The sequence below is a fragment of the Janthinobacterium sp. 75 genome (genome assembly GCF_004365495.1).
GTDB lineage: Bacteria > Pseudomonadota > Gammaproteobacteria > Burkholderiales > Burkholderiaceae_D > Janthinobacterium.
Genome location: NZ_SORD01000001.1, coordinates 457,133 through 470,207 on the forward strand (window position 1 = coordinate 457,133; position 13,075 = coordinate 470,207).

Here is a 13,075-nt window from a genome sequence, read left to right on the forward strand (position 1 = left end):
GCTCAGGCCGTCACCGGCCGCACTTCGATGGTGCCCAGGGAAGCTACCGGGCAACGCGCAGCCCAGGCCAGCGCCTCGTCCAAGTTGGCGCAGGCGAGCAGATAGTAGCCGCCCAGCTGCTCCTTGGTTTCCGCAAACGGCCCATCCGTGATGACAGGCTTGCCATTGCGCACACGTACGCTGGTGGCGTTGTCCACAGGCGCCAGCTCGGCCCCGCCGCGCAGCACGCCGGCTGCTTCCAGGTCCTGCGTGTAACTGGCAAAGTCCGCCATCAGGCTGGCCATCTGCCCTTCTGGCATTGCGGCATAGCGCGCCTCGTCGGCGTAGATCAGGATCAGGTATTCCATAGTCTCTTCTCCAAAAGAAAAATGCCCGCAAGCGCGGGCATCCATACGACGAACGAACCAGCAGCAATCCGACAAGATTACCGCACTATTTTTTCACCTTAGTGTTTATGCCCGCAGCTCGGGCCGTGAACGTGACCGGAAGATTGCTTGACCGTCATGTCGGCCTTGGCGTCGCGGCCGCTGTCACCGGGGTAGCCGGCTGCCGTCAGTTGGTCCAGGTAGGCTTGCCACAAGGTAGCTTGCTCCGCGCCCAGCTTGTACAGGTAGGCCCAAGTGTACAGACCGGAATTGTGGCCATCGCTGAAGGTCGGTTGCACGGCGTAGTTGCCGACGGGTTCCAGGCTGGTGATGCCCACCAGGCGCTTTCCTAACTGCAAGGTTTCCTGGCCCTTGCCATGGCCCTGCACTTCGGCCGAAGGCGAGTACACGCGCAGGTATTCGAACGGCAGCGCAAATTCGCTGCCATCGTCGAAAGCCACGTCGAGCACGCGCGACTGGTTGTGCACGGTCAAACCGGTCGGTTGGGGTGTTGCTGCTTTTTCAGTCATGACAATACTTTATGCGGATAAACGTTGAATGATGGCGGCGCGCAGTGCCGGCAACAGGGCGCGGCGTGCCGCCAGCACCTCGGGCGCCGTCTCGCGCTGCACCACGGCCCAGCTTGGATTGGGGAAATGCGCGTCGTCGCGGTAGCGGGGAATCACGTGCCAGTGCACATGCGGCGTCATGTTGCCGAAACTGGCCACATTGACCTTTTCCGGCTGCATCACTTCACGCACGGCCAGCTCGACTTGCCACACGACTTCCATGACGTAATTGCGCTCGCCCGGCGTCAAATCCGTCATTTCCTTCACGTGTTTGTTCCAGATCACGCGGCAAAAGCCGGGATAGGCCGGATCATCGACGGCCACCACGGACAGGCGCTCGCTACGCCACAGCAAGGTTGCACAACCGTGCTTGTTGGCGAAGCTATCGAGCAACTGACATAAATCGCAGGTCACACCAGCACCCGTTCAATGCCGCCGTCATTGGCGCGTTTTACGTAATCCGGCATCCAGTTCTCTCCCAGCAAGTGTTTGGCGATCTCGACGACGATGTAGTCGGCCGTCGTGCCCGAATCGTCATTGTAGCGCGACAGGCCTTGCAGGCACGACGGGCAGCTGGTGAGGATTTTCACGTCGCCGGTAAACCCGTCGCCGCGCAGCTTGTCGGCGCCTTTGACCATTTCTTCTTCCTTGCGGAAACGCACTTGCGTGGAAATGTCGGGACGCGTGACAGCCAAGGAACCCGATTCGCCGCAGCAACGATCATTTTTCTCGATCTTCACGTTGTCTACCGTGCTGATCAAGGAATTGATGGTCTTGCCCGATTCCTGCAACTTCATCGGATTGTGGCAAGGTTCGTGGTACATATAGCGCGTGCCGTTGACGCCTTCCAGCTTGACGTTTTTCTCCAGCAAATACTCATGGATATCCATGATGCGGCAGCCTGGGAAAATCTTTTCAAACTGATACGTTGCCAGTTGGTCATAGCAAGTGCCGCACGACACGAGCACCGTCTTGATGTCCAGGTAATTGAGCGTGTTGGCCATGCGGTGGAACAGGACGCGGTTATCCGTCATCATCTTCTCGGCCTTGTCGAACTCGCCCGCGCCCCGCTGCGGATAACCGCAGCACAGGTAGCCAGGCGGCAAGACCGTCTGCACGCCCACTTCCCACAGCATCGCTTGCGTCGCCAGGCCCACTTGCGAGAACAAGCGCTCCGAACCGCAACCGGGGAAGTAAAACACGGCTTCCGTATCGGCCGTGGTCGTCTTCGGATTGCGGATGATCGGAATGACTTTATCGTCCTCAATGTCGAGCAGCGCGCGCGCCGTTTTCTTCGGCAGGTTACCCGGCATCTTCTTGTTAATGAAGTGAATCACCTGCGCCTTGACGGGCGGCTTGCCCGTCGATGGCGGCGGCGCCTTGGTTTGCTTCTTGGCAAACTTCTTCAACAGATCGTGGCCCAGGCGCTGCGCCTTGTAACCCCAGCCGATCATGACCTTGCGCGTGGCGTTGATGGTCACGGGATCGGTGGCGTTGAGGAACAGCATCGTCGCCTTGGTGCCCGGATTGAAGCTCTTCTTGTCCATCTTGCGCAGCAAATTGCGCATATTCATCGACACGTCGCCGAAGTCGATGTTGACCGGGCAAGGCGTGACGCATTTATGGCACACCGTGCAGTGGTCAGCCACGTCTTCAAACTCTTCCCAATGCTTGATGGAAATACCGCGCCGCGTCTGCTCTTCGTAAAGGAAGGCTTCGATCAGGGACGAGGTCGCCAGGATTTTATCGCGCGGCGAGTACAGCAAATTGGCGCGCGGCACGTGGGTCGAGCAGACGGGCTTGCACTTGCCACAGCGCAAGCAATCCTTGACGCTGTCAGCGATGGCGCCGATATCGCTTTGCTGCATGATCAGCGATTCGTGGCCCATCAGGCCGAACGATGGCGTGTAGGCATTGCGCAAGTCGGCGCCCATGCCCGGCAGGTTCAGCAATTTGCCCTTGTTGAAACGGCCTTCCGGATCGATGCGCTGCTTGTAGCTGCGGAATTCACCGATCTCTTCTTCCGTCAAAAACTCCAGCTTGGTGATGCCGATACCGTGTTCACCGGAAATGACGCCATTCAGTGAGCGGGCCAGTATCATGATGCGCCCCACGGCTTGGTGGGCGTCCTGCAGCATTTCGTAATTGTCCGAGTTGACGGGCAAGTTTGTATGCACATTGCCATCGCCCGCATGCATGTGCAGCGCGACAAATACGCGGCTACGCAAGATGCGCGCGTGGATGGCTGTCGCCTCGTCAAGGATCAGCTTGAACGCAGCGCCATTGAAGATCTGGCGCAGCTGCGCGCGGATCTCTTGCTTCCAGGTAATGCGCACGGTGCGGTCCTGCACCACATCGAACAGGGTGGCGGTCGGCTGCGTTTCCAGGCGTACATCGAACACGGGCAGCAAGCGCTCCATGCCCAGCTCGGCCAGCTCACCCTTCACGTCCGCCAGCGGACGGTCCAGCTGGGCCAGCAGATACGTCCAGCGTGCCGTGACTTGCGCCAGCAACTGCTGTGCCTGCTCGGCGCGGTCGCCCAGCATTTCCGCATCGTCGACCCGGTCGTCCGACGCATCGTCACTCTTGCCAATTGGCAAATTACCCTTGGCAAAGAATTCGCTCAAGGCGTCGGCCAGTTGCAGCTTGTTCTTGATCGACAGCTCGATATTGATGCGTTCGATGCCATCCGTGTATTCGCCCATGCGGTTGAGCGGGATCACGACGTCTTCGTTAATCTTGAACGCATTGGTGTGCTTGGCGATCGCTGCCGTGCGGGCGCGATCCAACCAGAATTTCTTGCGCGCTTCGGGGCTGACGGCCACAAAACCTTCACCCACGCGGGTGTTGGCGATGCGCACAACTTCCGACGCCGCCTGGGCGACGGCATTTTCATCGTCGCCGACGATGTCGCCAAACAGGGCCATCTTCGGCAACACGCCCCGCTTCGACTTGGTGGCGTAGCCGACGGCGCGCAGGTAGCGCTCGTCCAGGTGTTCCAGGCCCGCCAGGCGGATGCTCGTGTATTGCTCGCCCTTGGCTGGCAAGCCATCGAGGTAATCCTTGATTTCCACGATCGACGGGATCGCGTCGCGCGCCTGGCCAAAGAATTCCAGGCAGACGGTGCGGGCGAATTTCGGCATCTTGTGCAGAATCCAGCGCGCCGACGTGATGAGACCGTCACAGCCTTCTTTCTGGATGCCCGGCAAGCCGGCGAGGAATTTGTCCGTCACGTCCTTGCCCAAGCCCTCCTTGCGGAACTTGCGGCCAGGAATTTCCAGAATTTCCGTCTTGAATGGCGCGTTCGGCTTGGTCGCGTCGCGCGTGCTCGGGTGACGCCACTCCAGCTGGAAACGTGCCAGCGCGATATCGTGAATCTTGCCCAGGTTATGGTCCAGACGCGTGACGTCGAGCCAGTCGCCATTCGGGTCGACCATGCGCCACGAAGCCAGGTTGTCCAGCGCCGTGCCCCACAGCACGGCTTTCTTGCCGCCCGCATTCATGGCGACGTTGCCGCCGATGCAAGAGGCGTGCGCCGAGGTCGGGTCGACGGCAAACACGAAGCCGGCTTTTTCCGCCGCTTCCGATACCTTGTTCGTGATCACGCCCGCGCCCGAATTGATCGTCGCGTATTCATGCGTCAGGCCCGGCAAGACCGTCATTTCGACGGCGCCCAGGGTAATGAGTTTTTCCGTGTTGATGACGGCCGACATCGGCGTCAGGGGAATCGCGCCGCCCGTGTAGCCGGTGCCGCCGCCGCGCGGGATGATGGTCAGCCCCAGTTCGATGCAGCCTTTCACCAGGCCGGCCATTTCCTCTTCCGTGTCAGGCGTGAGCACGACGAACGGGTATTCCACGCGCCAGTCGGTGGCGTCCGTCACGTGCGACACGCGCGTCATGCCATCGAAGCGCACATTGTGTTTTTCCGTGTAGCGGCCCAGCACCTTGATCGTGCGCTTGCGCAAATCGTAGGTCTTGCGGAATTCGTCGCCGAAGTCGGCCACGGCCTTGCTGGCCGCTTTCAGCAGCAGCTCGACATTGTTGCTGCGCGCCTGCGCCACTTCCGGCGTTTCGCCACTGGCGGCCACGTCGCCGCCGGCCGCATCGATGGACAAGCGGCGCTTGTCGACTTCGGCCAGGCGGTGATGCAGGGCATCGATCAAGCCCTGGCGGCGCTTCGGGTTATCGAGCAAGTCATCCTGCAGGTAGGGGTTGCGGCGCACGACCCAGATATCGCCCAGCACCTCGTACAGCATGCGGGCCGAACGGCCCGTCTGGCGAGCGCCTCGCAGCTCGTCGAGCAGGCGCCAGGAGTCCTCCCCCAACAGGCGTATGACGATCTCGCGATCGGAAAACGACGTGTAGTTATAGGGGATTTCACGCAGGCGGCTTGCTGCGGGACCATTTGGCGTTTCTGCCAGTAAAGCTTGGAGTTGTGCGGGAGCGTTCATGGAGTGTGGTGACGATGTGGACTGGACCCTAAAGGACCATTTTATCTTATTGCGCCGCACCATGCGGGAACAGCCTTAGCCCGCCTAAGGTTTAAGCACCTCATCTGCCACCATAGCAAATATGGAAAAGCCTACTTCTGCATGAATAAAAAATTAGTTTCCATGATTTTTTGACGTGAAAATGCCAAGAATCGGACTCAGCTACAAACTATCAAGCTGCCCAAATATAGGGCAAACAGGCGTTGCAATATGCGCCATCGCCATCACGCCAGCATTTGCCCGATCCAGTGCCATACGCCATCGGGCACGTACAGCAACAAAGCCGTCATGGTCAGGTAGCGCGCGCACTTGCCGATGGCCATGTAGGCCACGCTGGGCCAGAACGGCAGCTTGAGCCAACCCGCCAGCGTGCACAGGGGGTCGCCCACGACGGGCAGCCAGGCCAGCAGCATGGTCTTGGCGCCATAGCGGGCCAGCCAGCGGAACCAGCGCGTGTCGCGCTCCTTGGCAAACGCCTGCTTGGCCCGGTACCCGAGCCAGTAATCGACGATACCGCCCAGGGTATTGCCCAGGGTGGCGACGCCGATGGCGGCCCAGAACAGCGCGGGATTGGCCTTGATGACGGCAAAGACGGCCGGCTCCGAGCCGAGCGGCAACAAGGTGGCGGAAATAAAGCTGATCAGAAAGACCGATGTCAGCCCGACTTCCGGTGCTGCGATCAGCTGCAGCAGCCAGGCGATTGCGGATTCGATCATGGAACACTTCACGATGCAGTAAGGCTCTCCATTATAATGAAGAGCAGCCTGGGCGCCGCACAATCCGCGCCGGCAGGCAAAGGCATACCCGCCCGCAGTTCCACAGAGCAATATTGTCGCCAGGCTATCCGCCGCGGCGCCGCCGCTATCGACCGACACGCTCCAGTACCTTTCTGGCCCAGAATCACTTGCTAGCAGACTATGAACATCGACTACCTCAAGAAAATCCTGACCGCCCGCGTCTACGACGTCGCCACCGAAACGCCGCTGGAACTGGCCCCTGCCCTGTCGCAGCGCCTGAACAACCAGATTTACTTCAAGCGCGAAGACATGCAAAGCGTGTTCAGCTTCAAGATTCGCGGCGCCTACAACAAGATGGCCCAGCTCAGCGATGCGGAACGCAAGCGCGGCGTCATTTGCGCCTCGGCCGGCAACCATGCCCAGGGCGTAGCACTGTCGGCCGCGCGCATGGGTTGCCGCGCCGTCATCGTCATGCCCACCACCACGCCCCCCGTCAAGATCGACGCCGTTAAGGCACGCGGCGGCGTGCATGTGGAAATCGTGCTGCACGGCGAGTCCTACACGGATGCCTACAACCACGCGCTGACCCTGGAAAAAGAACAGAAGCTGACCTTTGTGCATCCGTTCGACGATCCGGACGTGATCGCCGGCCAGGGCACGATAGGCATGGAAATCCTGCGCCAGCATTCCGGTCCCATCCACGCCATCTTCGTGGCCATCGGCGGCGGCGGACTGATCGCCGGCGTAGCTGCCTACGTGAAACAGATTCGCCCCGACATCAAGATCATCGGCGTGCAAACGGTCGATTCGGACGCCATGGCGCGCTCGCTCAAAGCGGGCGCGCGCGTCACCCTGCCCGACGTGGGCCTGTTTTCGGACGGCACGGCCGTGCGCCTGGTGGGCGAGGAAACATTCCGCCTGGCGCAGCAATATGTCGATGACATCATCATCGTCGACACGGACGCCATCTGCGCCGCCATCAAGGATGTGTTTACGGATACGCGCTCCATTTTGGAACCGGCCGGCGCACTGGCCATCGCGGGCGCCAAGGCCTATGTGGAGCGGGCCAGCCTGAGCAAGCACCCTATCGTCAACCAGACACTGGTCACCATTGCCTGCGGCGCCAACATGAATTTCGACCGCCTGCGCTTCGTCGCCGAGCGTGCCGAGCTGGGCGAGTTCCGCGAAGCCGTGTTTGCCGTCACCATGCGCGAACAGCGGGGCAGCTTCAAGCGCTTCTGCTCGCTCATCGGCGCGCGCAATGTGACGGAATTTAATTACCGCATCAGCGATGAAAAAGCCGCGCACGTGTTCGTCGGCATCCAGATCGCCGACCGGCATGAATCCGGGGCGATGGCGAAGAAATTCGAAGAGCATGAATTCAAGACGCTGGACTTGACGCACGACGAGCTGGCCAAGTCGCACATCCGCCACCTGGTGGGCGGCAAGAGCCGCCTGGCGCAGGACGAGCTGCTGTACCGCTTTGAATTTCCCGAACGTCCGGGCGCGCTGATGCGCTTCCTCGACAGCATGGCGCCGAACTGGAATATTTCCCTGTGTCATTACCGCAGCCAAGGCGGCGACGTGGGCCGCATCCTGGTGGGCCTGCAAGTGCCGCCCGATGAAATGGGAGAATTCGCCCGCTTCCTCGATACCTTGGGCTATCGTTACTGGGATGAAAGCAGCAATCCTGTGTACAAGCTGTTTTTAGGGTAAGCCAGAAGGTCAGTTCCTTCGGAATCCGAATGCGCCCCACTGGGGCGCATTCCCCCTCAGGGCCTGACCCCGGTCCTTGCCGTTGGGTTGAAATAGGCTACCATTCACCCTTCACAGAATTTGTAGCCACGCCACCATGACCACCACCAACGACCTCGCCGAACTGTCGCCCCTGGGCAAAAGCTCGGCCTACCGCACCGATTACGCGCCAGAACTGCTGTTCCCGATTCCCCGCCAGGGCAAGCGCGATGAACTGGAACTGCACGGCACACTGCCATTCTTTGGCCTCGACATCTGGAATGCCTACGAACTGTCGTGGCTGAACCAGCGCGGCAAGCCGCAGGTGGCCATTGCCAAGATCAGCGCGCCGGCTGATTCGCCGAACATCATCGAATCGAAATCGTTCAAGCTCTACCTGAACTCCTACAACCAGACCAAACTGGATAGCCCGGAAGCCCTGTTGACCTTGCTCAAGCAAGACTTGTCGAATGGTTTTGGCGCGCCTGTGCAAGTGGAACTGACCTTGCAGGAAGATTTCGGCAAGCTGAAAATGGGTGAATTCGATGGCGTGCTGCTGGACCGCCTGGACCTGGAAATCACGCAGTACTCGCCTTCGCCGCAACTCTTGAAGGCAGCGCTGGACGCAGCACCGGTGGAAGAAAAACTCGTCTCGCACCTGTTGAAATCGAATTGCCTGGTGACGGGCCAGCCCGACTGGGGCAGCGTGCAGATCGAGTATGCAGGGCCACAGATCGACCAGGAAAGTCTGCTGCGCTATCTGATTGGCTTCCGCGAACACAATGAATTTCACGAGCAATGCGTGGAACGCATCTTTGTCGATATCTTGCGCCAGTGCAAGCCGCAAAAACTGTCCGTGTATGCGCGCTATACGCGCCGCGGGGGCCTCGATATCAATCCGTGGCGCAGCAACTACAGCACGGGCGCGATGCCGGGCAATCTGCGCAATGCGCGCCAGTAACACCGCGCAACACCTAGAAATCATGCCAGCAGGAATATTGGCTGTGTTTTAAAACAACGTTGCGGTAGTGCCCCAGTGCATGTCAAAGACGCTGAAAAATCGGAAAATCGGCATTCGGCGGCGGAAAAACCGGCGCGCTACGTGTTTTTAATCAAGAAATAGCCGATACACCCCAGCGTTGGTTTTTTGCTAAAATGATGGCGACATGAGCTGTAGCGCCCACTGCGCCCGCAGCGGGCGTATACTGTTGAGAATTGGCGTTACAGGCCGCGGAAACAGGCCTATAATTCGGCTCGCAAGCCCTCTGCGCATTGCACCATTTCATTGAGTGTCATGACTAATCTTAGCAAAATATTATCTCTCGAAAACGTCCTGCTGGACCTGGAAGTCTCCAGTAAAAAGCGCGCTTTCGAGCAAGCCGGCCTGATCTTCGAAAACAATTACGGCATCGCCCGCTCTACCGTTTCGGACAATCTGTTTGCCCGCGAACGCCTGGGCTCGACTGGCCTGGGCCATGGCGTGGCTGTGCCACATGGCAGGGTCAAGGGCAGCAAGACCCTGAAAGCGCCGCTGGGCGCCTTCGTGCGCCTGGCCGAGCCGATTCCCTTCGAGTCGCCCGATGGCAAGCCCGTCAATCTGCTGTTTTTCCTGCTGATTCCGGATCATGTCACCCAGCAACATCTGGAAATCCTGTCGGAAATCGCCGAAATGTTTTCCGACGACGCGTTCCGCACGGCGCTGGCCACGGATCCGGAACCGAAATCCGTGCATTCGCGCATCGTCAATTGGCAACCCAGTCTGCAAGCGGCAGGTTAAACTTCAGGTATTCCTCCACTCCTGAAGAAGACTGCCATGTTGCAAACGCCGCTGACGATACAACGCCTGTACGACGATAATCGTGAAAGTCTGCAACTGGGCTGGTTCGCCGGCTTCCCCGGCGGCGAACGCCTGATCTCGGGCGACGTCTCGTCGGCCGCCGACCAGGTGGGCCACTTGAACCTGATCCATCCGGGCCGCATCCAGGTCTTTGGTCACCAGGAAATCAATTACTATCAGCGCCTGAAGGTCAATACGCGCACCCATGTGATCGGTGAACTGATCGCCGGCGGCCCGCCCGCGCTCATCATCGCACAAGGGCTGGAAACGCCGCCCGACATCCTCGCCATCTGCGACGAGCAAAACATTCCCCTGTTCTCCACCCCGCTGCCGGCAGCGCAAGTGATCGACTTCCTGCGCGTCTACCTGTCGAAAAAGCTGGCGCAGCGCATCATCATGCACGGCGTGTTCATGGACGTGCTGGGCGTCGGCGTGCTGATCACGGGCGATTCGGGCCTGGGCAAGAGCGAACTGGGGCTGGAACTGATTTCGCGCAGCCACGGCCTGGTGGCCGACGACGCCGTGGAATTTTCGCGCATCGCGCCCAACATGATCGAAGGCCGCTGTCCGCCTCTGCTGCAAAATCTGCTGGAAGTGCGGGGCCTGGGCTTGCTTGACATCAAGGCCATCTTTGGCGAAACAGCCGTGCGCCGCAAGATGCGCTTGAAACTGATCGTGCACCTGGTGCGCCGCAACGCGCTGGAAGAAGAAGTCGAGCGCCTGCCCTTCCTGTTCCCCACGGAAGACGTGCTCGGCTTACCCGTGCGCAAGGTCGTCATCCCCGTCGCTGCCGGCCGCAACATCGCCGTACTGCTGGAAGCGGCCGTGCGCAATACCATCTTGCAGCTGCGCGGCATCGATACCTTGCAAGAGTTCATGGAACGGCAACGACTCGCCATGAGTGGCGATTAATGTTGCCAAGGAGTTCGCCCTTGCAAGGGCGAACCGTTACGCAGGCACGCAGCAACGCTGCGTGAATTCCCTGCTCACCAACGACTCGCCATGAGTGGAGATTAACAACGTAGGTCGGATTAGCGGGGCAAGGCCCCGCGTAATCCGACAACAATGTTGGCCTATGCCGCAGCGTCGGCTTACGCGCTTTGCGCTAAGCCGACCTACTATCTGTGCTCCAGCATTTGCTTCACCAACACCACAATCAAAATTGCAATAATTTGTAAAGAGCATTGCCTTGGAGCGCAGTGCCGATCTTTATTGTATGATCGGCCTATGCATATCGTCCTTATCACCGGAATATCCGGCTCCGGTAAATCCGTCGCGCTCAATGTGCTGGAAGATACCGGTTACTATTGTGTTGACAACCTGCCACCGGCGCTCCTGCCCAGCCTGGTGCAAACGCTGCTCGACGAAGGTACACCGCAACTGGCCGTCGCCGTCGATGCGCGCAGTGCCGAGTCGCTGACCAGCCTGCCGCACAATGTGGCGCTGCTGCGCGACCAGGGGCACGATGTCAAGGTAATGTTCCTCACGGCCACCACGCATTCGCTGGTGGCGCGCTTCTCGGAAACGCGGCGCAGCCATCCCCTGTCGCATGAATTGCGCCCGAACCAGAATCCGGCCAGCCGCCGTACCCTGATCGAGTGCATCTCGGAAGAACGGGAACGCCTGTCGGCCATCGAACAGCTGGGTCATGTAATCGATACCTCGGAACTGAGCGCCAACAAGCTGCGCGCCTGGGTCAAGGATATTGTCGCCTCCGAACGCGCGCCCCTGATCCTGTTCTTTGAATCCTTCGCCTTTAAACTGGGCGTGCCGCTGGACGCCGATTTCGTCTTCGACGTGCGGGCCTTGCCCAATCCCTATTACGACTTGGCGCTGCGCCCGCTCGACGGACGCGACGCACCCGTGATCGCCTTCCTCGACGCGCAGCCCAGCGCGCTGGAACTGCTGGCCGACATCCGCGCCTTCATCGAGAAATGGTTGCCATCATTCAAGTCCGACAACCGCAGCTACCTGACGGTGGCGCTGGGCTGCACGGGCGGCCAGCACCGCTCGGTGTACATGGCAGAACGGCTGGCGCAGTATTTCGGCCCCAATGAACGGGTCGTGCTACGCCACCGCGAACGTAGCTAGAACGCCATTAAAATCTACTGCGCTTCGGTATAGGTGGTCTGCGATGCTCATGTGCGTAAAGCACAGTTCCGCTTCTCAACCACCCCTCCCTTCCGCTCGCTACGGTGTTATTTGGCGTTGTTAATCCAGATGGCGCAGCGGATGCGCTTGCGCCGGCCAGACGGGGGCAAAGAAGCGCGCCACCATGGCCGCATCAACCTCGTCCAGGCTGGCAGGGTTCCAACGCGGAGCATTGTCCTTGTCGACCACCAGCGCGCGCACGCCTTCCAGCACTTCGCCATGCTCGAAATTGTGGCGCACCACGGTGCGCTCCATGCGCAGGCAATCGGCTACGCCCAGTTGGGCGCCCCGCTGCAACAATTCCAGGGTCACCGACATCATCAGCGGCGAACGCTGGCGCATGGCCGCCAGCGCCTTGCTGGCAAACGCGCTGTCATCCTGCGCCAGCGAAGCCATGATGGCAGCGACGGAGCCAGCGCCGAAATGGCGGTCCAGCGCCGCGCGCGCCATGGTCAGCGCAGAAACGCCCGCCTGGGCCTGGAACGGCGCTGCCAGGGCCTTGATGGCGACCGGCAAGCCCTGGCCTGGCGTCGATTCGAACAGGGCCAGCAGCGCCCCCATCTGCGCCTCGGGCAGGTACACATCGGCCAGGCCCGTGTACAAGGCATCGGCCGCGTTGATCGTCAAGCCCGTCAAGCCCAGGTACAAGCCCAGCTGACCGGCCAGGCGAGACAGGAAATAACTGCCGCCCACGTCGGGAAACAGGCCGATATTGACTTCCGGCATGGCCATGCGCGTGCGGCCCGTCACGATGCGCAGGCGGTTGCCAGGCCCGGCCTGCGCCACGCCCATGCCGCCGCCCATCACCACGCCATCCATCACGGCGATATACGGTTTCGGATAGAAGTGGATTACATGATTTAAAGCATATTCTTCCGTAAAGAAATCTTCCAGCAACGCACTGCCGCCCTGCGGTGTGGCCAGGCCCGCATCGTAAAAGAAACGGATGTCGCCACCGGCGCACAGGGCTTTCTCACTGCTGGAACGGATCACCACGGCGTCCACCTGCGGATCGTCGCGCCAGGCCAGCAAAACGGTACTCAGGGCGCGCACCATCTCCAGTGAGAGGGAATTCAGGGCTTTGGGGCGGTCGAGCACGATGTGGCCCGTGCGGTTGCGGATGGAGGTCTGGACGAAGTCGCTCATGGCAAAGTGAAAAGAAGTGAGAACGGGCACATTCTAGCGCCTGTGA

11 protein-coding genes are annotated in these 13,075 nt (G+C 60.2%); 5 read left to right on the forward strand and 6 right to left on the reverse strand.

Translation table 11 applies throughout. The features are described 5' to 3' along the window. Positions 1-2 precede the first annotated feature (2 nt). From C8C89_RS02155 to C8C89_RS02175, 5 genes are all read right to left on the reverse strand, one after another. A complete protein-coding gene (locus tag C8C89_RS02155; protein WP_133988794.1) occupies positions 3-347 on the reverse strand; it encodes a YciI family protein in 345 nt (114 codons plus the stop codon). A gap of 98 nt (positions 348-445) precedes the next feature. After that, positions 446-895 (reverse strand): DUF971 domain-containing protein, encoded by a 450-nt coding sequence (locus C8C89_RS02160; protein WP_133988795.1) that lies wholly within the window; start codon positions 893-895, stop codon positions 446-448. Between the two features lie 9 nt (positions 896-904). Beyond that, the gene (locus C8C89_RS02165) at positions 905-1,327 is read right to left on the reverse strand and encodes an HIT family protein (protein WP_243857873.1); all 423 of its coding nucleotides are present in this window, start codon (positions 1,325-1,327) and stop codon (positions 905-907) included. Between the two features lie 17 nt (positions 1,328-1,344). Then, positions 1,345-5,385 (reverse strand): DUF3683 domain-containing protein, encoded by a 4,041-nt coding sequence (locus tag C8C89_RS02170; protein WP_133988797.1) that lies wholly within the window; start codon positions 5,383-5,385, stop codon positions 1,345-1,347. A gap of 263 nt (positions 5,386-5,648) precedes the next feature. Further along, positions 5,649-6,140: a YqaA family protein gene (locus C8C89_RS02175; protein WP_101483632.1), complete on the reverse strand. Its 492-nt coding sequence runs from the start codon at positions 6,138-6,140 to the stop codon at positions 5,649-5,651. Positions 6,141-6,341: 201 nt separating this feature from the next. Here C8C89_RS02175 and ilvA point away from each other — a divergent pair, with 201 nt between their 5' ends. From ilvA to rapZ, 5 genes are all read left to right on the forward strand, one after another. Continuing rightward, positions 6,342-7,877: a threonine ammonia-lyase, biosynthetic gene (gene ilvA, locus C8C89_RS02180; protein WP_101483631.1), complete on the forward strand. Its 1,536-nt coding sequence runs from the start codon at positions 6,342-6,344 to the stop codon at positions 7,875-7,877. A 136-nt stretch (positions 7,878-8,013) separates the two neighbouring features. After that, on the forward strand, positions 8,014-8,856 hold the full coding sequence (gene queF, locus C8C89_RS02185) for an NADPH-dependent 7-cyano-7-deazaguanine reductase QueF (protein ID WP_101483630.1): 843 nt from the start codon (positions 8,014-8,016) through the stop codon (positions 8,854-8,856). Positions 8,857-9,189: 333 nt separating this feature from the next. Next, complete coding sequence (locus C8C89_RS02190) at positions 9,190-9,672, forward strand: PTS sugar transporter subunit IIA (RefSeq protein WP_071079718.1); 483 nt, start codon at positions 9,190-9,192, stop codon at positions 9,670-9,672. 36 nt (positions 9,673-9,708) lie between these two features. After that, positions 9,709-10,644 (forward strand): HPr(Ser) kinase/phosphatase, encoded by a 936-nt coding sequence (hprK, locus tag C8C89_RS02195; RefSeq protein ID WP_034753337.1) that lies wholly within the window; start codon positions 9,709-9,711, stop codon positions 10,642-10,644. Positions 10,645-10,959: 315 nt separating this feature from the next. Beyond that, positions 10,960-11,823, forward strand: a complete 864-nt coding sequence (rapZ, locus tag C8C89_RS02200; RefSeq protein WP_101483629.1) for an RNase adapter RapZ — start codon at positions 10,960-10,962, stop codon at positions 11,821-11,823. A 120-nt stretch (positions 11,824-11,943) separates the two neighbouring features. Here the strand turns inward: rapZ and C8C89_RS02205 are convergent, their stop codons facing one another. Further along, positions 11,944-13,029, reverse strand: coding sequence for an enoyl-CoA hydratase/isomerase family protein (locus C8C89_RS02205; protein ID WP_101483628.1), 1,086 nt, complete (start codon positions 13,027-13,029; stop codon positions 11,944-11,946). Positions 13,030-13,075 lie beyond the last annotated feature (46 nt).